The organism is Bacteroides sp. AM23-12 (assembly GCF_003434395.1).
In the GTDB taxonomy this organism is placed as follows: domain Bacteria; phylum Bacteroidota; class Bacteroidia; order Bacteroidales; family Bacteroidaceae; genus Bacteroides; species Bacteroides thetaiotaomicron.
Map to the genome: position 1 here is coordinate 1 of NZ_QTLF01000027.1, position 20,132 is coordinate 20,132.

A 20,132-nucleotide genomic window follows, 5' to 3' on the forward strand; every position below is an offset into this window, starting at 1 on the left:
CCCGCTATTCAACGGCGGGCCTGTTGCCAGCTCCTATTTCGGCAACTGGAAACGCAAGACCGACGGTGTGCATTATGTCTCCCAACAATATGACGAAAGCCGGTGGGCAGTAGCTGCTGCCGCCGCAAAACGGGTGATGGATATGGGAGCGTACAAGCTCTATACGTATGCAAAAGACGACAACACGCCGGAGCTTCCCGCCGGAGTCACTTCCGACCCCAATTTCTATGACGCCTACCCGAACGGAGCCGACGGAATAGACCCTTTCAAATCTTATTCGGACATCTTTACCGGCGAAGCCGTAGCGTCCATCAACCCGGAATTGATCTGGGGAAGAAACACGACGTACCTCAACGAAACCATCAGCAAAGGTTCTTTCCCTCCCTCGATGGGTGGATGGGGACGTTTCTGCGTCACTCAGAAAGTGGTAGACGCCTATCTGATGGACGACGGCCGTACGAAAGAAGAAGCCGCCGCCGACGGATATTACTCGGAGACAGGCTTCACTTCCGAACCGCGTAACTTTTCCGGCTATCCCCTCAACGCCGGTGTATATAAGATGTACGCCAATCGTGAAATGCGGTTCTACGCATCTATAGGATTCAATGAGGCAGTATGGCAGGCATTGTCCAGTTCGACTCTCAACAACCACACAGCCAAGTACTACTATCAGGATGAAGACGGTCGTGGCGGTGTTACAGCCACTTCGCCCAACTATCCCATCACCGGATACGTAATCAAAAAGTACAATAATCCGATGGATGCCTGGACCGGCACCGGAGCCCGCCATATCCAGAAAGCCTATCCCATCATCCGCTATGCGGAAATCCTGCTATCGTATGCGGAGGCACTCAACAACCTGACCGGCCCCCACACCGTAGAACTGGACGGTCAGCCTTATACCATGAGCAGAGATAAAGAGGAAATTAAAAAAGCATTCAATCAAGTCCGCTACAGGGCCGGACTGCCGGGGCTGACAGCCAATCAACTCAACAGTACGCCGGAAGTACAGAAACAGATAGAACGCGAACGTATGGTAGAGTTTTTATGGGAAAACAGACGTTTCTATGATGTCCGCCGCTGGGGTATTTATGAAGAGACAGAGCAGGAACCTATCCGTGGAATGAATCCCGACGGTGCAACCAAAGAGACCTACTACCAGCGTGTCATCCCTAGTTCTTCCTCATTCCTGACGAGGGTGGTTGACAAAAGGTCTGTCTGGGTGCCCATACCACGCAACGAAATGAGAAGACTGCCTTCCCTCGACCAGAATCCGGGTTATTAATCTAAATAACAAAAAAGAAAATGAAACGAGATTTTATAACGATACTCGCACTTATGATGGCGCTTTCGTCATGCAATGACGATGCGCTGTTTGAAAAGGAAATGTACAAGAATGTAGTGGCCCTGATCAGCAGTGACTACTATAACACGTTTGAAGAAGTAGTCACCTTGTCTCCTACCGGAGAAGAGGCGACAGGATATATCGCAGCCTGCACCGGAGGTACCCATGCCCCGAAACAAGACATGGTGATCGGGCTGGAAGAAGACCTGACTTCACTGGAATTCTACAACCGGTCTCTTTACGACGTCGATGAAGCCTGCTATGCCAAATTCCTGTCCAATGACAAATATGAGATCGTAGACTACAAAATTCAGATCAATGCAGGCGAACGGACAGGCAGAACCATGATCAGGATACGTCCCGAAGGACTGTCGCCGGATTCTACCTACTTCGTAGGATTAAAAGCTACGGATATCTCGGGCGTCGAGATTAATGAAAGCAAAAACACCATTCTATATCAGATACTCATCAAGAACGATTATGCAACGCAGGGCGAAAACGTTTACTATTCAATGACCGGTCTGGCAGACGGGATGGCAACCGCAGGTAACAAGAAGATGTTTCCACTCACCCACAACAGCGTACGCGTGATAGCCGGAACGGAGTCTTTTGAAAGCAATGTGGATCACATCAACAAAACCGCTATCATACTGCAAGTGGAGGAAAACAATCATGTCACGATAAAGCCGTACAAGGATATTGAGATAACTCAGATAGACGGTGACTCCAAATACCCCAATACATTCAAGGTAGAGGAATCTTTCGGTCATACTTATAATGTATTTCTGCTGTCGTACCGATACACAAAGGATGGGAAAAGCAAGGTGATGCAAGAGGAATTGCGGCTGGAAATAAATAATTAACGCAAAAACCTCGTAAGGTTAACCCTTTTCTCTTTAATATTAATAACTTTGTATGCAAATCTTCTTTCGTACCACTATAGTGGCACGAAAGAAGAACTATAGTTCCCCTTGTGTCCCACTCTAGTGGTCCGCACGGGGAACTGTAGTAGAACGAATTAATATTTAAGCCGGATTCCTTAGTTTATAGGAACGGAAACATTAATAACACAACAAAATAACTTAAGTTATGAGCGCACAGTATGACCTTTACGAGACTCCCGATATCAAGCAGACAGGAGAAAAACAACCCCTTCATCCCCGCATTGTTCCCAAAGGGACTATCGGTCAGGACGAATTTCTAGACCGCGTACACAAATTTACAGGAATCAGCCGTAGTTTTGCTGGCAGGAGCAATGCAGTCTTTTCAAAATGAGTTAAAAGATTTACTGGCTAACGGCTGGATTGTAGAATTAGGCGAGATCGGCTATTTCTCCGTATCGCTGCAAGGACCACCCGTAATGCACAAGAAAGATGTGCGTGCACAATCAATCAAACTAAAAAACATCAACTATCTACCGACCAAACAATTCAAGCGGGAAGTAGGGTATGACATGAGATTGGAACGTACCGAATCCCTCACCCGGCCCAAAGGTAACGGACGTAGCGAAGCGGAATGTCTGGCACTAATAACCGCCCACCTTGAAAAATATCCTTGCATGACTCGCACTGATTATTGCCATCTGACCGGTCACGACAAAAAACGTGCACTAAAAGAGCTGAACGCTTTTATCGAAAAAGGGATACTGATGCGCTACGGAGCAGGAAAACAGGTGGTTTATGCGAAGAAAATGATTTGAAGCATATAGCGTATGTCCCTAATTGAACTCATTAGATGAATAAGCCTGTTTCCAACCTTCTTCGGGCAGAGGCTGCAGGCATCTATATACAGATACTTAAAACATCTTCTTTCGGAGACAATACACCCAAAAGTCGATCATTTTTCCGACAATGATGCCGAGGGAACTAAGCGCCAAAGCGATGTAAACAGCAATAATCAACGGCTGTTCGTCTATCCATTTATTGACAAGTCCGAACATCCGTGCAAAAACACCGCCCGCAATAGTCAGGACAATGGTCGAGATAATATGTATTTGTATAAACTTGTCTTTCTCGTCTGAGTCCAGCCTCTTATCTTTTAAATACCGGACAAGCCACAGGCACGGAACAAAGATGAATATCGCAATAAGCGCAACCGTCATCACTTCTTCCACAGGAACCTCATGCAAGCCTCCGTCGAAAAAGCGTAAACTGTGTATTCTTAATAAACAGGAAGTCATCATTTATACTACATCCGTTAATTCTTTATTCATATTCTTCATTCCCTTTCCATCGCCTAGCCGGTCGTTCTCCGGACATCCCGGCTCCTGAGCCACCGGAGCCACGTTGGGTTCTTGAATCTACAAAGGTATGGATATGATATGAAAAGGACAATCTTCAATCGGAAAAAGATGAAAGGAGAACAACAAAAAAAACATCTGACCATTTCTTTAGTTGAAGAAACTTATTAACGCACTTTGAGTTTTTTGCTTGGCAGTTCATTTGGAAACACATACATTTGCATCGTGATCACAAAACAAAAGAAACAGATTTACTAACTATTAAAAAACAAAAAAGATTATGGCACTTAGGTATGTCGTTAAAAAAAGAATGATTGGTTTCGGTAAAGAGAAAACCGAAAAGTATGTAGCACAGAATTTTATTACCAATACGGTTAATTTCAAGGATTTGTGTGATGAGATTTCTAAAGTGGGAATGGTTCCCAGCGGAGCGGTCAAGTTTGTACTCGATGCACTGATCGATACGCTGAATATAAACTTAAACAAAGGTATTTCCGTACAACTGGGTGATTTCGGTCAATTCCGTCCCGGCATCAGCAGCGAAAGCCAGGAGACAGAAGCGGCAGTGGATTCCGACACGATTCGTCGGGTGAAGATCGTATTTACTCCGGGATACAAGTTTAAGGATATGCTGAAAAAGGCAAGTATTCAAAAACTGGTAACCGGCAGCGAGATCGTTGACAACGGAAACACTCCTACTCCTCCCAACCCCGACGGCGGCGGTGACGGCGGCGATGAGGAAGCACCTGACCCGACAGTATAAAAACAGGAACAAAAAAAGCTCTGCATGAGCTGAAACGCAAAAATGACCGGAAGCACTGCTTTCCGGTCATTTTTTTAATAATCTCTTCTCTCTCTTAATTTTTTATCCTTCGTACGGTTCAAAGTCCTCTTTTCCGACTCCGCAAAGTGGACAAGTCCAATCATCCGGAATGTCTTCAAATGCTGTTCCCGGTTCAATTCCGCTCTCGGGATCTCCTTGTGCGGGGTCGTAAATGTATTCACAGACTGTGCAAATGTACTTTTTCATAACGTTCGTTTTTTTATTGGTTTACTAAATAATATAACGCAAATAAAATGCAAATTGTTCGAACTTATTTCTTATCCCGAGTAAAAAAGTTATCTTTGCAACATATTTGTAGAACAAAACCAACAAGTTACATCATGCTAATAGCATTGCTACCTATCCTGCTAATTATATGTGCAATCCTCCTGCTCAGCTATCTATGGGAACGGAGAAAATGTCTTCGGATGCAAAAACGACTATTCCGGGAATCCAGAAAGCTGGAACATACCAACCACATCGCCAGCGCCATTCTGAAAAATGTCCATGCCTATATCTTATTAATAGATAACGACTTCAAAGTATTAAAAACAAACTACTATCAACTCACCGGAACTCAGAAAGGTCTGGAAGAAAAGAGAGTGGGCGACTTATTGCAATGCCGCAACGCATTATCGGCGGAAGGAGGCTGCGGTACTCATGCTTACTGCGGTTCCTGTCCCATACGTTGCGCCATCCGTCAGGCTTTCGAACAAAGAAGAGGCTTCACAGACCTTAATGCAACTCTGAATGTGCTTACTTCCGAAAAGAAATCCGTAGAATGTGACGCCGTAATATCCGGTTCCTATTTTCTCCTTAACGAAGAAGAGAATATGGTACTCACCGTGCACGATATCACCCAACTCAAACAAGCAGAAAAGCAACTGACACTTGCCAAGGAGAAAGCAGAAAATGCCGACCTTTCGAAGTCTACCTTCCTCGCCAATATGAGTCACGAAATCCGCACGCCTCTCAACGCCATCACGGGATTTGCAGAAATACTTGCCAGCGCCAATACGGAAGAAGAAAAGGCACAATATCAGGAAATCATAAAAATGAATGCCGATCTGCTGCTGCAACTGGTAAACGATATTCTGGATATGTCGAAAATAGAAGCCGGCACACTGGAATTTGTATATACAAAGGTAGATATCAACCTGTTACTATCCGACCTGCGACAGCTTTTCCAAATGAAAGTCAACGATGCAGGAGGAAATATTCAAATAATTGCAGAACCAAGCCTTCCCTCCTGTAGCATAGAGACCGACCGGAACCGTGTCGCGCAGGTGCTCTCCAATTTTACCACCAACGCCATTAAATTCACGCAGGAGGGAACGATCAGCATCGGTTATGAGGCAAGAGATACCGAACTTTATTTTTATGTCACCGACACCGGAGCCGGAATCCCTGCCGACAAACTACCGGAAGTTTTCGGCCGCTTCGTAAAGCTGAACAAAGACAAGAAAGGAACGGGGCTGGGACTTTCCATCTCTAAAACCATCGTAAACAAATTGGAGGGGCAAATCGGCGCAGACTCCGTAGAAGGCAAGGGATCAACGTTCTGGTTTACGATTCCCTATCGTACTTGCGGACGTCCCGAATAAAGTAACTTCATAAAAAGTTTTAATTAAACATTTTATCACAATTTTATGTTGTATTTTTGCGGTCCTAATCAAACGCATGTATTTGCATGAGTACTACAAAAAAAGACGATTATTATCATGTAGGCCTTACGGATGACGAAGTCCTACAAAGCAGAGAAAAGAACGGTGTCAATCTGTTAACACCCCCCAAGCGTCCTTCCTTATGGAAGCTCTATCTCGAAAAGTTTGAAGATCCGGTTGTGCGGGTATTGTTGGTAGCCGCCGTATTTTCACTGATCATTTCCATCATCGAAAATGAATATGCCGAAACTATCGGAATCATAGCGGCCATCTTGTTGGCCACAGGCATCGGCTTCTTTTTCGAATATGATGCCAATAAAAAATTCGACTTACTGAACGCCGTCAATGAAGAAACACTCGTAAAAGTGATTCGCAACGGACACGTACAGGAAATCCCACGTAAAGACGTCGTTGTAGACGATATTATCATATTGGAAACAGGCGAAGAGATTCCTGCCGACGGCCAGCTGCTGGAAGCGATCTCCCTGCAAGTGAACGAATCCAACCTGACCGGAGAACCGGTAATCAACAAGACTGTGATCGAAGCGGACTTTGACGAAGAAGCAACCTATGCCTCCAACTTAGTGATGCGCGGAACGACAGTGGTGGACGGGCACGGTACCATGCGCGTACTGCACGTGGGAGATGCCACAGAAATCGGCAAGGTAGCACGCCAGAGCACCGAAGAAAATCTGGAACCGACCCCTCTGAATATACAGTTGACCAAGCTCGCGAACCTGATCGGTAAAATCGGTTTTACCGTTGCCGGACTTGCCTTCCTTATCTTCTTTGTAAAAGATGTACTGTTGTACTTTGATTTCAGTTCACTGAACGGCTGGCACGAGTGGCTTCCGGTTTTCGAACGGACCCTCAAATATTTCATGATGGCCGTTACTTTGATTGTAGTAGCCGTCCCCGAAGGATTGCCCATGAGCGTAACGCTCAGCCTGGCCCTGAATATGCGCCGTATGCTCTCGACCAACAATCTGGTACGGAAAATGCACGCCTGCGAGACGATGGGAGCTATCACCGTGATCTGTACGGACAAAACGGGTACACTGACTCAAAACCTGATGCAGGTACACGAACCCAATTTCTACGGAATCAAGAATGGCGGCAACCTGGGCGATGATGACATCAGCGCTCTCGTCGCAGAAGGAATCAGCGCCAACTCAACCGCTTTCCTCGAAGAAGCGGCAACGGGCGAAAAGCCGAAAGGTGTCGGTAACCCTACTGAAGTCGCCCTGTTATTATGGCTCAACAGTCAGGGAAGAAATTATCTCGAACTCCGTGAACACGCCCGCATCCTCGACCAGCTCACCTTCTCGACCGAACGTAAATTTATGGCGACTCTCGTCGAGTCTCCGATCATCGGAAAGAAAGTACTTTATATAAAAGGAGCACCCGAAATCGTGCTCGGCAAATGTAAGGAAGTCGTGCTGGACGGCCGACGGGTAGATGCCGTCGAATATCGTTCGACAGTAGAAGCCCAGTTGCTGAATTATCAGAATATGGCAATGCGCACACTCGGCTTTGCCTTCAAAATAGTAGGAGAAAACGAACCGAATGACTGCACGGAACTGGTATCTGCCAACGACCTTAATTTCTTAGGAGTCGTAGCCATCTCAGACCCGATTCGTCCGGATGTACCCGCCGCTGTGGCCAAATGCCAGTCGGCTGGTATCGGTATCAAGATCGTTACCGGTGACACACCGGGAACTGCCACAGAAATTGCCCGTCAGATCGGACTGTGGCAACCGGAAACAGATACCGACCGGAATCGTATCACCGGTGTTGCCTTTGCCGAACTGAGTGACGAAGAAGCGCTGGACCGTGTGATGGACCTCAAAATCATGTCCCGCGCCCGCCCGACGGACAAACAACGTCTTGTGCAGTTGCTTCAACAAAAAGGAGCCGTAGTCGCCGTAACCGGAGACGGTACGAACGATGCGCCTGCCCTGAATCATGCCCAAGTCGGTCTGTCAATGGGTACAGGTACGTCCGTAGCCAAAGAAGCCAGTGACATCACACTGCTCGACGACTCGTTCAACAGCATCGGTACCGCTGTCATGTGGGGACGTTCTCTTTATAAGAATATTCAGCGTTTCATCGTATTCCAGCTGACGATCAACTTTGTAGCCTTGCTGATCGTGTTATTGGGATCGATGATCGGAACAGAACTTCCGCTGACAGTGACACAAATGCTGTGGGTGAACCTGATTATGGATACTTTTGCCGCTCTGGCCCTCGCTTCCATCCCTCCCAGCGAAACCGTCATGCAGGAAAAACCGCGCCGCAGCACTGACTTTATCATCAGCAAAGCGATGCGTAACAATATATTAGGTGTAGGTACGATCTTCCTCGCCGTATTGCTCGGAATGATTTATTATTTCGACCACAGTGCGCAAGGTATGGATGTACATAACCTCACCATTTTCTTCACTTTCTTTGTCATGCTGCAATTCTGGAACCTGTTCAATGCCCGCGTATTCGGCACTACCGACTCGGCATTCAAGGGACTTTCCAAATCGTATGGCATGGAGTTGATTGTTCTGGCCATTCTGGTCGGACAATTTCTGATCGTACAGTTCGGTGGAGCTGTATTCCGCACAGAGCCGCTCGACTGGCAGACGTGGCTTCTGATTATAGGCGTTTCGTCCACGGTGTTATGGGTTGGAGAACTTATTCGCCTTGTTCAACGTAGTATTCACAAATGAGAAAATAATGAAAAGTAAAGGAATTAAAAACTTACTTATTGATTTAGGCGGTGTACTGATAAATCTCGACCGCGAACGTTGTATTGAGAACTTTAAAAAGATCGGGTTCCAGAACATAGAAGAAAAGTTCTGCACCCACCAGCTGGACGGAATCTTCTTGCAGCAGGAGAAAGGACTGATCACTCCTGCCGAATTCCGTGACGGCATTCGGGAGATGATGGGAAAGATGGTAAGCGACAAGCAGATCGACGCAGCCTGGAACAGCTTTCTGGTAGACATCCCGACCTACAAGCTCGACTTGCTGCTCAAACTACGCGAGAAATACGTAGTCTATCTGCTCAGCAACACCAATGACATCCACTGGAAATGGGTATGCAAGAATGCCTTCCCCTACCGTACGTTCAAAGTAGAGGACTATTTTGAGAAGACGTATCTCTCTTATGAAATGAAAATGGCCAAGCCCGAACCGGAAATATTCAAGGCGGTGACCGAAGATGCGGGTATTGACCCGAAAGAGACTTTTTTTATTGACGATTCCGAAATTAACTGTAAAGTAGCTCAGGAACTGGGTATCTCGACCTACACACCGAAAGCCGGTGAAGACTGGAGCCATCTTTTCAGAAAAAAATGAGAATGTAAGTATGCAGATTATAAATGACACATCGGCTATGATTCCCGAACCATGCGTAGCTACCATCGGTTTCTTTGACGGAGTACACATGGGACATCGCTATCTGATTCAACAGGTGAAGGAGATAGCGGCAGCCAAAGGTCTGCGTTCTGCATTGGTCACATTCCCCGTTCATCCGCGCAAAGTGATGAACGCCGCTTACCATCCGGAACTTTTAACTACTCCCGAAGAAAAAACAAACCTGCTCGCAGGCACGGGAGTAGATTATTGCCTGATGCTTGATTTTACGCCCGACATCTCCCGTCTGACCGCCAAAGAATTCATGACTCAAATACTGAAAGAACGTTTTCAGGTAAAGTATCTGGTGATAGGATACGATCACCGTTTCGGTCACAACCGCAGCGAAGGGTTTGACGATTATGTACGCTACGGGCAGGCAATCGGCATTGAGGTCATCCGTGCACAGGCTTACACAGATGATATACAGATAGATACCATCCAAAGTGCTCCGGTCAGTTCTTCTTTAATCCGCAAGTTGCTGCATCAGGGAGATGTAGACGTAGCTGCCCGCTGTCTGGGCTATGAATACTTTCTGGACGGAACGGTAGTAGGCGGCTATCAGGTAGGCCGGAAGATCGGTTTTCCGACTGCCAATTTAAGCGTGGATGATCCCGACAAACTGATTCCCGCAGACGGAGTCTATGCCGTATGGGTCACATTCGACGGAAAGACCTATATGGGAATGCTGAATATAGGCGTCCGCCCTACCATCGGAAATGGTCCCAACCGCACAATCGAAGTGAATATCCTTCACTTCCACTCCGACATTTACGACAAATTTATCCGGCTTACTTTCGTGAAGCGGACACGCCCCGAACTAAAATACGATAGTATCGACGAACTAATCGCACAGCTTCACAAGGATGCGGAAGAAACTGAAGCCATTCTCCTCGCCGCCAAACAGGAGAAATGATCCCCCTTTTTCTCTAAATTGACCACATTAATAAGCCTCTTTTCGGCTGAAACGAGTCCGATAATATCGAAAAACATATCTTTTTTATTGTTTTTCGATAAATAAAATCTCTTTTTCCTTTGCCAACTCAAAACTTACCTCTACATTTGCATATCGATAAACGATAAATAATCATCGATAAACAAACATTTCCTATTTAATCATCTATTAAAAAATAACACTTTATGAAAAAGTCATTAATGAGTATATCGATGCTGGTAGTATCCATCTCAATGATAGCCATGTTTCTGTGCAGCTTCATTGCCAGTAAATAACAAACGATTATCTTTGTATCCTATCCAAGAATACTAAGAATAAAACGAATATGAGAACTGCTATTAAACTGATATTACTGAATCTGCTCATCGCACAGATCATTGCTCCCATTTTAGTCATGATTCCCTGTGTGATTTATCTGGTAGCCACTACCGGAAACTTAGACAAAGACGCACTTATCACCATGCTTATGATTCCGGCGCAACTGGCCGGTCAGCTGATGATGGGTATCTATTTATGGAAAGCCGGATACATCAGCACAAAGAAAATAACCTGGTCGCCCGTTTCATCCCCGTATCTGTTCTTCAGCGCATTGGCTGTCCTCACCTGTGGCTTCGTCGTATCCGCATTGGCGGAACTAATGAAATGGATTCCCAACATCATGGAACAATCCTTCGATATCCTCCAGTCCGGCTGGGGAGGCATTCTCGCCATAGCCGTCATAGGTCCCGTACTCGAAGAACTGCTATTTCGTGGAGCCATCACCAAAGCATTGCTACAGCAGTACAGCCCGACAAAGGCAATTCTGCTTTCAGCCCTTTTATTCGGTGTTTTCCATATCAATCCTGCCCAGATACTTCCAGCATTCCTGATCGGTATCCTGTTTGCATGGACGTATTACAAGACTGCCAGCCTCATCCCCTGCATACTGATGCATATACTGAATAATTCGTTATCCGTATTTCTCAGTACAAAATATCCGGAAGCAGAAAATATGAGCGATCTGATGAACACTAGCTCCTATCTAATTACTATTTTTGTAGCAGTTTTGATACTGGCAGGAGTTATCTGGGCGATGCGTCGTACGACCGTCCGCTATCCCTGGAAAGAAGAAACAAATATCACGGACTAAAAAAATAACAGCGATGAAAAAACGTTTGAATATTCTCAGCATATTGGTATTCATAGTTCTGGGACTTTCTCTGTATACCACAGGATACCAGTTCGGAACAGGCATGAAAGCCGGAATGAGTCTGGCCAAAGAACAGCACAAGGAATCGAAAGCATGTGACAGACCTATGCTTGCAGGCGATTTCCGTTTTGTGGATGTCGTACCTACGATCGCCATGATCCAACCGGATACGATCATCAATGCCCGTAACAATGAGAAAGTGCCCGTCATGTATACGCAAATGGCGGTACGCACCGGAAAAGAGGTGAACTACAGTTATCTGATTATCAGCAGTTCCTGTTCGCTCATGAATGCACTGCTCACCATCTCCGCACTTATTATCTTTGTCATGCTGATTTTGAGCATCAACAAATCGCAGATATTCGAATGGAAGAATGTCCGCCGCCTGCGCTGGCTGGGTAGTCTGCTGATTATGTCCTTCGTGTTTTACCTGATTCCGCAGGTCGTCAACTACTGGGGACTGAAAGAAGTATTCGCGCTTGAACATTATATCATCGCTCCCCTGGCGCTACAGACGACTGATTTATTATTGGGACTCGGCTGCCTGATTGTAGCCGAAACATTCGCTATCGGGCTGAAAATGAAAGAAGAACAGGAGCTCACCATTTAACTCAAACCGAGAAAATAAAATTATGGCAATTATAGTAAACCTTGACATCATGATGGCGCGCAGAAAAATATCTCTGGGCGAACTGGCGGAGAAGATAGATATCACCCCCGCCAACCTTTCTATATTAAAAACCGGAAAAGCTAAGGCAATCCGTTTCTCTACGCTGGAGGCTATCTGCAAAGTACTGGACTGCCAGCCGGCAGATATACTGGAATATCAGGAGGAAATTTGCGATTAAACAAGGGAAAGCTTATATTTTTCTAGGCACGGATTACGCGGATTACACGGTTTTAAGAGATGCATCTGGCAGAAACCGTGTAATCCGCGTAATCCGTGCCTAAATTTATTATCTTTTATTTCCCTTCTTTTGCCTTAAATGCCAGCGCATACATACGTATCTGCTTTACCATCGACAGCAACCCATTGCTACGGGTAGGAGACAAATGATCTCTCAAACCTATCTTATCAATAAAATAAAGATCAGCATTCAGTATTTCATCGGGCGTATGTCCCGAAAGGACTTTGATCAATAAAGCAATGATTCCTTTCACAATCAAAGCGTCACTTTCCGCATTAAACACGATTTTTCCATCCACATCGTCCGCCTGAAGCCATACACGGCTCTGACAGCCTTCGATCAGATTCTGTTCGGTCTTATACTTTTCATCGAGCGGTTCCTGTTCATTACCTAAGTCAATGAGCAGCTGGTAGCGGTCCATCCAGTCATCGAAGTCGCTGAATTCAGCAATCACTTCGTCTTGTAATTCATTAATTGACATGAAGTTATTTACGGTTTACTAATTAACTATTTACTTTTCATTATAAATCACTTCCAGCACTGTCTGTCCGACGGCTTTCAGCGTATTCTTGTCGATATGGTCCATATTATCATGAATGGTATGCCAAGTCGGAGGGAAGCCTGTTTCCGGATCATTGGGAATAATATCGATTGTCTTGATACGAGCCAGACGGTTAATAAACAGATGGTCGTCGGTGATGGTATCGCCTCTCTCATCGATGAAGGTTTTCCCATAACCTGCTTTTTTAGCCGCTTTCCATACTTTCTTGTTGATATCCGGAGCAAACTCTTCGGAATATCCTTCTTTCAGAAATACGCTGTTCTCACCACCCACCATATCGAGCAAGATACCAAAACGGGCATTATACCCTTGCACATGAGGATTGCGTGACCAATACTGCGAGCCGAGACACCAAGCCTCTTCCTTGTGCTTTCCCTCGTAGAATTGAGGAGTTCCGTAGTCTTCCGCATCCAGAAAGATGATATCAATGCCCAGTTCCGGCTGTTGCTGATTGACCAACCGGGCGATTTCCAGCAAAGCTCCCACTCCGCTTGCTCCGTCGTTGGCTCCCAGAATAGGGGTATGGTGATTCTTTTCGTCAGCATCATTATCCGCCCACGGACGGGTATCCCAATGTGCAAACAACGCTATTCTCTTCTTACTTTCCGGCTTGTAAGAGCCGATGATGTTCCGCGCCTTCAACAGTGTGCCGTCATAGGCAATCAGATCGGCATACTGATTCGTTACCTTCGCACCGAAAGCCTCCAGCTTTCCGGCCAGATAATTGCCACAAGCTACGTGCTCCTTCGTATTGGGGACACGGGGACCAAAATCTACCTGATTCTTTACATACAAATAGGCACTGTCCGCATCAAACTGAGGTACATTTACCACCACTTTTTCACTTTGTTCATTCGTACCAGTTGCCTTGCCGCCTCCTCCACAAGAAAAAGCAGATAATAATACAAAGGCACTCGTCAATACTATCATAGATTTCTTTTTCATCGTCCTTTTATCTATATGAAGCCTCAAAATTAGTCATTTTCACCACAGTATCGTTCAGATAGAATGGATTATTAACAAATAAACTTTAACTCCACATTTTTCTTTCCAACGGTCAATTCCACTTTCGCGCCATTGATAAGCGGCAAATTATGCGTCACATGACCTACCGGAAAATTAAAACAAACCGGATAGTCATATTCTTTCACCAAATCGGCCAGAGCGGGATACAGCTCCTTACCCAACGAACAGTCTTCTTCGTATTCGGTAAATTGACCGATAATGAGTCCGGACAGTTTTTCAAGCACACCGCCCAGTTTCAGATTGTACATCATGCGCTCAATCGCATGGGGACGTTCACTGACATCTTCGAGAAACAGGATGGTTCCTTCGGCAGGAATATCATAAGGAGTGCCGCGCAGCCCGTAAGCTACCGCCATATTTCCGCCACGCAGGATACCTTCGGCCGTACCTTGCCTGTTCAACTTATGCTTTTCGCAAGTATAAACGGGCAGATTACCGAAGAGAATATCTTTCAGATAGGCCACGCAAGGGTCTTCTTCCGGCTCCACGCTCAGATGACGTGCCATCAGCGAATGCAGGGAGGCATATCCATTCTTCTGAAATAAATTATGCAAGGCAGTGATGTCACTGAATCCCAGCAACCACTTCGGATGTTCACGAAAGGCGGTAAAGTCAATCTTGTCCACCAGATGCACGGCCCCGTATCCTCCTCTGCTGCAAAGAATAGCTTTCACCTTGGGATCATCCATCGCACTCTGCAAGTCTTGCAGACGTTGCCGGACCGTTCCGGCATAACGTCCGGAAGAGCCACCGGCATATTTCCCCACAGAGACTTTCAATCCCCATGATTCAAGCCGTTTCTTCGCACGTTTCAGAAACTCTTTGTCTATCTTGCTGGAAGGTGACACAATCACTACTTCGTCACCTTTCTGTAAAAAAGAAGGAAGTTGAATATTCATATTTAATGTTCTATTTGAGTGACTTTCGCTGATAAAAACGCACCCAGTCCACTTCCATTTCTACCGGAAGGTCTTTGGGATCGACTGCTCCGACCCACGAACCGCCCAACTGCATATCGATCAGCAGATAAAACGGCTGGTCGAACGGGAATTGTCCCTCCTTCTGCGTCTGTATGCGGGGATAAGTAAACGTATGTATGTCGTTGACATAGAACGAAAGACTGTCCGGATACATTTCTACAGCGAAAACGTTATAGCGATCGGGATGGATGACTCCTGTGGAGTGTGACTTGGGATGATCCTTGATGCCCAAAGTGTACGTATAATGAGAATGAACTGTCTGATAAGCGATAGAGTCGTCATTCAGACGCTCCATCACATCTATTTCGCCTCCCGACGGCCATTTGGCATTTTCGGGCAACAGCCAGATAGCCGGCCATGCTCCTTTTGCGGCATTCAGCTTGGCGCATATCTCTATGCGTCCGTCAAGGAATGCCTTTTTGCCTTTGGTATAAACGCCTCCTGTCAGATAAGGTGCCGTATCATTGGGCAGTGTCTGATTGGCAATGCCTCTTAACACCAACTTGCCCTTGCGCATGGCAAAGCAGGAATCAAAGTCCGTCATATAATTATTCCAGTCGGCCTTCCCTCGCGGAATCTTGCTCCAGACCTGCGGGTCAAAGCTTTTTTTCTGATTAAAATTCTCTTCCCATACCAGCGACCAGCCGGAGGAAGAAACTCTTGTCGTTTTGCAGGAAACGAGTACCCAACAAAGGAGTAATGTGCTAATAAATAATAGATTTCTGAACTGTTTCATTTTGTTTTAAAGTTTAAGGAGGATTCATTTGCAAAAATACAGGAAAAAACGGTTCGGTGTATATCTACACACTAAAACAACTAAAATATAACAAAATGTTACATAACAGGCGTAAGTTTTCGGGTTATGAGTATTATTTTCTCAATGATTTTTCTGATATTTGCTAAAAATCTAACGTTATGGAACCTATTCAGAACTTTGCCCAGCTAACAGCCCATCTTAAACAACAGAATCGTAGGAAACGAATTGCCGTAGTCTGCGCCAACGACCCTAATACGGAATATGCCATTACCCGTGCTTTGGAAGAAGGAATTGCAGAGTTTCTCATGATCGGGGATTCGGCTATTCTGGAAAAATATCCTGCCTTGAAGCAATATCCCGACTATGTGAAGACCATTCACATCGAAGATTCGGACGAAGCGGCACGTGAAGCTGTCCGCATCGTGCGTGAAGGGGGAGCGGATATTTTAATGAAAGGTATCATCAACACGGACAATCTGCTGCACGCCATCCTTGACAAAGAGAAAGGACTGCTACCCAAAGGGAAAATCCTCACGCACTTGGCGGTGATGGAGATTCCGACTTACCATAAACTGCTGTTCTTTTCCGATGCCGCAGTGATTCCACGCCCCACGCTGCAACAACGGATTGAAATGATCTGGTATGCCATCTGCACTTGCCGCCATTTCGGTATCGAGCAGCCTCGCGTTGCACTGATACACTGCACCGAAAAAGTGAGCGCCAAATTCCCGCATTCGCTGGATTACGTAAACATCGTAGAACTTGCCGAAGCGGGAGAATTCGGAAATGTAATCATCGACGGTCCGCTGGATGTACGCACTGCCTGTGAGCAGGCGAGCGGGGACATCAAAGGAATTGTTTCGCCTATCAACGGACAGGCGGATGTGCTGATTTTCCCCAATATAGAATCGGGAAATGCGTTCTACAAGTCCGTCTCCCTGTTTGCCAATGCGGATATGGCAGGATTGTTGCAAGGACCTATCTGTCCGGTAGTACTCCCTTCCCGCAGTGATTCCGGCTTATCGAAATATTACAGCATCGCAATGGCCTGCCTGCAAGTGGCCGGCTGCGAATGCAGAGAGAAGCTCAACCTGAACCGTTAATCATAATTCAAACCTTATAACTCCAAAGATATGAAGATTCTGGTCATCAACCCCGGCTCCACTTCTACGAAGATAGCAGTCTACGAGAACGAAACTCCGTTGCTCGTCCGTAACATCAAGCATACGGTCGAAGAATTATCCGTTTATCCGCAGGTGATAGACCAGTTTGAATTTCGTAAGAATCTGGTTCTTCAGGAATTAGAGGCAAATGGAATACCCTTTGCATTCGATGCTGTCATCGGACGCGGCGGCCTCGTCAAACCCATTCCGGGAGGAGTCTACGCAGTCAACGAAGCCATGAAGCAAGATACTTTGCACGCCATGCGTACCCATGCCTGCAACTTAGGTGGACTGATTGCAGCCGAACTGGCCGCTTCCCTTCCTGATTGCCCGGCTTTCATCGCAGACCCGGGAGTGGTGGATGAACTGGAAGATGTAGCGCGTATTTCGGGTTCTCCGCTGATGCCTAAGATCACCATCTGGCACGCCTTGAATCAGAAAGCAATCGCCCGCCGCTTCGCAAAAGAGCAGGGAACGAAATATGAAGAACTGGACTTGATAATCTGTCACTTAGGTGGCGGTATCTCTATAGCCGTTCATCAGCATGGCAAAGCCATTGACGCCAATAATGCTTTAGACGGCGAAGGGCCTTTCTCGCCGGAAAGGGCTGGCACCCTTCCTGCCGGTCAGTTGATCGATATTTGTTATAGCGGACAGTTCACGAAAGATGAATTAAAGAAGCGTATCTCCGGACGTGCCGGACTGACAGCCCATCTAGGCACTACCGATGTTCCCGCCATTATCAAAGCCATAGAAGAAGGTGACAAAAAAGCTGAACTGATACTGGATGCCATGATATATAATGTTGCGAAAGCCATTGGCGGAGCCGCCACCGTACTCTACGGGAAAGTAGATGCCATTCTGCTGACAGGAGGTATTGCTTATTCGGACTATATCATTTCAAGACTGAAGAAAAGAATCTCTTTCTTAGCCCCTATACATGTCTATCCCGGTGAAGGGGAAATGGAGTCATTAGCATTTAATGCTTTAGGGGCATTAAGAGGGGAACTTCCTGTACAAATCTATAAATAACAAACGTAGCCATTCCTATTTTTACTTGTAAGGCTCTTAGCTCCGCACGGCAATCACCTCAATTGTTACTGTTTTTTCGTGTACAGTATAAATGATTCGGGCAGATACATTATATAGCCTCCACAGTGATTTGATAGCAGTTTTGCTCTCATGCTCTAACAGTTTATCTATATCCCTTTATTCATGAGGGTTACAGCAATGGGAGCAACTGTGGTAGCAGAGTGAGAGCAAACGTTTGCTCTCACTGAAAGTTTCATTCGCTTGAAACTAATGCTGGAACTACTTGAAGGGGATAAAGGCAGTAGGAATCTAAAGTACTTCTTCCAGTAGCACAAGTTCCCAACTACACCATACTATCGTAATTAGTTTTAGTCCGCCTTTCGCTTTAGCCTCCGCTACCAATTCATCCTGGCTGTAACGAAGTAACTGCTCCCGCGCCTCATCGGCAAGTGCCCTTATTTCTTTCTCCGAAGCGCCAGCCTTTGCATACTTCACTTCGAGCAGATAAGTTAATGGCGGCATTACAGGAACCGACGGACTAGGTTTGAAAAGGAAGTCGGCAAAACCTTTATTCAGTTCGTATTCCGGATACAGTTGATAATAACGGTACATACCTAAATAAGCCAACAAAAAGCCCTTAATATGTGCTTCGCCCTCTATATATTCGCGAATACGGCTTTGCTCACGGATAGCCTCTGCTATAAAATTAAACAACGGTTTCCAGTCTCCTCTGAAAGCCATGTTCTCAAATAACATCGTCATCCGGTTCATATCAATCTTGAAAATATCATGTTTGATATATCCTTGGATCAAAAAGCTAAAAAGCTGTTCTCTGACCACCAGATTCGGAACATGCAGAATGGGTCTTCCCACCATATCGACTCCTTTAATAGAAAGAAGTCCGAAATAGAATAACAAAGACTTGAAATTGCGTACATCCGTCATTTCCAATGCGGAAAAGTGTGTAGCAATATCCGTAGTTATTTCTCCCTGCTCGGCTATTTCTTTAATAACAGAGAAGTTCTCTCCCAATCCGTGGTCAAGTCGAATCAAGTAAGCTAATTTATTAAAGTCAGTACGAATGTTGGGGTCTACAATTTCATCAGGCTTTTCTCCATGCAATACAAAAGATTTCATAAAGTAAAGCACCATATCGGAGTTAAACATACAATCTGCTAATCTACTTCTACTAAAGCAGTAATTGTCATAGTTGGGTTTCATCATGACAATTGTCTCATCTACCGTTTGCATGAGCACTCCCTGTTCTTTATAATAAGTAAGCATTTCACGCAGTTCCGCTTCACTGAAACCTACTAAATCATTAAACCAAGGATCAGTCGTAATATTGGTTCCGATATTAAAACCACTGGTGACGTCATCCATCGTGACAGGACTCACTCCTGTGATAAACATACGCTGAAGAGCGGACCCCGTACCGGTGGTAGCAGCCTTTATCACATTAAAGAATCCACGAACAAAGCCTTCACCATGAGTCGCCTTTTGATAATACTCTGTACCATAGGTCGAAAGAATCGTATTCGTAAAATTATCATATTCATCAATAAGGAGATAAATAGGGAGATTTCCTTTACGGGAAGCATAAGAATTGACAGCTGATAAAAAAGCACCCGGATCTTGCTGTATCTCTTCATCGAGAACATCCCAAATTTCTTTTCCCAAAAGATCTTCATATTTGAACACAAAATCCCTAAGCTTACTACAGCAATGCAATTTAAATGATCGCTCTACTTCATTGACATTAGAACTTACTTCCGAAAAGTTGAACCGCATAATGAGATAACAATTATGCTTCGGGGTTGGATGTTGACCTATATAAAGATGCCCGAATAGCTCATCAAAGTCATTAGCATATACTACATCGTAATAAGCCTCCAACATAGCCAAAGTCAAGCTCTTTCCAAACCGACGAGGACGAATCAGAAAAAGATAAGCCGGTTGCATCTCGATTCTCTCGATGAACATGGTCTTATCTACATAGTAATAATTGTCCTTTTGAATTCGGGCAAAGTCCGTCAATCCATAGGGTATTTGTTTCATCATATCACGATTCCTTTCATTATATT

19 protein-coding genes and 1 pseudogene are annotated in these 20,132 nt (G+C 45.4%); 13 read left to right on the forward strand and 7 right to left on the reverse strand.

The window, feature by feature from the left end; genetic code table 11:
- From DW640_RS17985 to DW640_RS17995, 3 genes and pseudogenes are all read left to right on the forward strand, one after another.
- On the forward strand, positions 1 to 1,285 hold a 1,285-nt coding region (locus tag DW640_RS17985; RefSeq protein ID WP_147326394.1), incomplete at its 5' end, for a RagB/SusD family nutrient uptake outer membrane protein.
- Between the two features lie 20 nt (positions 1,286 to 1,305).
- On the forward strand, positions 1,306 to 2,208 hold the full coding sequence (locus DW640_RS17990) for a BT_3044 domain-containing protein (RefSeq protein WP_117578788.1): 903 nt from the start codon (positions 1,306 to 1,308) through the stop codon (positions 2,206 to 2,208).
- A 226-nt stretch (positions 2,209 to 2,434) separates the two neighbouring features.
- Positions 2,435 to 3,044, forward strand: a pseudogene (locus DW640_RS17995) (DNA-binding protein).
- A 96-nt stretch (positions 3,045 to 3,140) separates the two neighbouring features.
- Here DW640_RS17995 and DW640_RS18000 read toward each other — a convergent pair.
- A complete protein-coding gene (locus tag DW640_RS18000) occupies positions 3,141 to 3,527 on the reverse strand; it encodes a hypothetical protein (RefSeq protein WP_048691904.1) in 387 nt (128 codons plus the stop codon).
- A 337-nt stretch (positions 3,528 to 3,864) separates the two neighbouring features.
- Here DW640_RS18000 and DW640_RS18005 point away from each other — a divergent pair, with 337 nt between their 5' ends.
- Positions 3,865 to 4,347 carry an HU family DNA-binding protein gene (locus DW640_RS18005; RefSeq protein WP_062695749.1) on the forward strand — a complete coding sequence of 161 codons (483 nt, stop codon included), beginning with the start codon at positions 3,865 to 3,867 and terminating at the stop codon, positions 4,345 to 4,347.
- Between the two features lie 102 nt (positions 4,348 to 4,449).
- On the opposite strand, the gene rd is transcribed toward DW640_RS18005, so the two are convergent.
- Positions 4,450 to 4,614, reverse strand: coding sequence for a rubredoxin (gene rd, locus DW640_RS18010; RefSeq protein WP_008763586.1), 165 nt, complete (start codon positions 4,612 to 4,614; stop codon positions 4,450 to 4,452).
- Positions 4,615 to 4,835: 221 nt separating this feature from the next.
- Here rd and DW640_RS18015 point away from each other — a divergent pair, with 221 nt between their 5' ends.
- The 7 genes from DW640_RS18015 to DW640_RS18045 all read left to right on the forward strand — a co-directional run bounded on the left by DW640_RS18015 (position 4,836) and on the right by DW640_RS18045 (position 12,468).
- On the forward strand, positions 4,836 to 6,011 hold the full coding sequence (locus DW640_RS18015) for a cell wall metabolism sensor histidine kinase WalK (RefSeq protein WP_055221792.1): 1,176 nt from the start codon (positions 4,836 to 4,838) through the stop codon (positions 6,009 to 6,011).
- Positions 6,012 to 6,097: 86 nt separating this feature from the next.
- Positions 6,098 to 8,788, forward strand: a complete 2,691-nt coding sequence (locus tag DW640_RS18020; protein WP_008763584.1) for a calcium-translocating P-type ATPase, PMCA-type — start codon at positions 6,098 to 6,100, stop codon at positions 8,786 to 8,788.
- Positions 8,789 to 8,795: 7 nt separating this feature from the next.
- Positions 8,796 to 9,419, forward strand: coding sequence for an HAD family phosphatase (locus DW640_RS18025; protein ID WP_008763583.1), 624 nt, complete (start codon positions 8,796 to 8,798; stop codon positions 9,417 to 9,419).
- Positions 9,420 to 9,429: 10 nt separating this feature from the next.
- Positions 9,430 to 10,392, forward strand: coding sequence for a bifunctional riboflavin kinase/FAD synthetase (locus DW640_RS18030; protein WP_055230028.1), 963 nt, complete (start codon positions 9,430 to 9,432; stop codon positions 10,390 to 10,392).
- Positions 10,393 to 10,756: 364 nt separating this feature from the next.
- A complete protein-coding gene (locus DW640_RS18035) occupies positions 10,757 to 11,560 on the forward strand; it encodes a CPBP family intramembrane glutamic endopeptidase (protein ID WP_117578789.1) in 804 nt (267 codons plus the stop codon).
- 13 nt (positions 11,561 to 11,573) lie between these two features.
- Positions 11,574 to 12,230, forward strand: a complete 657-nt coding sequence (locus DW640_RS18040; RefSeq protein ID WP_072066671.1) for a DUF2975 domain-containing protein — start codon at positions 11,574 to 11,576, stop codon at positions 12,228 to 12,230.
- 22 nt (positions 12,231 to 12,252) lie between these two features.
- Positions 12,253 to 12,468 (forward strand): helix-turn-helix transcriptional regulator, encoded by a 216-nt coding sequence (locus tag DW640_RS18045; RefSeq protein WP_011108348.1) that lies wholly within the window; start codon positions 12,253 to 12,255, stop codon positions 12,466 to 12,468.
- A 115-nt stretch (positions 12,469 to 12,583) separates the two neighbouring features.
- On the opposite strand, the gene DW640_RS18050 is transcribed toward DW640_RS18045, so the two are convergent.
- The 4 genes from DW640_RS18050 to DW640_RS18065 form a co-directional block, all read right to left on the reverse strand.
- Positions 12,584 to 13,009, reverse strand: a complete 426-nt coding sequence (locus DW640_RS18050) for a SufE family protein (protein WP_008763578.1) — start codon at positions 13,007 to 13,009, stop codon at positions 12,584 to 12,586.
- Positions 13,010 to 13,039: 30 nt separating this feature from the next.
- Positions 13,040 to 14,035 (reverse strand): M28 family peptidase, encoded by a 996-nt coding sequence (locus tag DW640_RS18055; RefSeq protein WP_011108349.1) that lies wholly within the window; start codon positions 14,033 to 14,035, stop codon positions 13,040 to 13,042.
- A gap of 71 nt (positions 14,036 to 14,106) precedes the next feature.
- The gene (locus tag DW640_RS18060) at positions 14,107 to 15,015 is read right to left on the reverse strand and encodes an LD-carboxypeptidase (protein ID WP_008765187.1); all 909 of its coding nucleotides are present in this window, start codon (positions 15,013 to 15,015) and stop codon (positions 14,107 to 14,109) included.
- A gap of 10 nt (positions 15,016 to 15,025) precedes the next feature.
- Entirely contained in the window at positions 15,026 to 15,832 is an 807-nt protein-coding gene (locus tag DW640_RS18065) for a glycoside hydrolase family 16 protein (protein ID WP_117578790.1), read from the reverse strand.
- Positions 15,833 to 16,011: 179 nt separating this feature from the next.
- On the opposite strand from DW640_RS18065, the gene DW640_RS18070 reads away from it, so the two are divergent.
- Both DW640_RS18070 and buk read left to right on the forward strand, forming a co-directional pair.
- Positions 16,012 to 16,956, forward strand: a complete 945-nt coding sequence (locus tag DW640_RS18070) for a phosphate acyltransferase (RefSeq protein WP_008763574.1) — start codon at positions 16,012 to 16,014, stop codon at positions 16,954 to 16,956.
- Positions 16,957 to 16,986: 30 nt separating this feature from the next.
- Positions 16,987 to 18,048 (forward strand): butyrate kinase, encoded by a 1,062-nt coding sequence (gene buk, locus DW640_RS18075; protein ID WP_008763573.1) that lies wholly within the window; start codon positions 16,987 to 16,989, stop codon positions 18,046 to 18,048.
- Between the two features lie 309 nt (positions 18,049 to 18,357).
- Here buk and DW640_RS18080 read toward each other — a convergent pair whose 3' ends face one another.
- Entirely contained in the window at positions 18,358 to 20,109 is a 1,752-nt protein-coding gene (locus DW640_RS18080; RefSeq protein WP_117578791.1) for an ATP-binding protein, read from the reverse strand.
- Between the last annotated feature and the right edge of the window lie 23 nt (positions 20,110 to 20,132).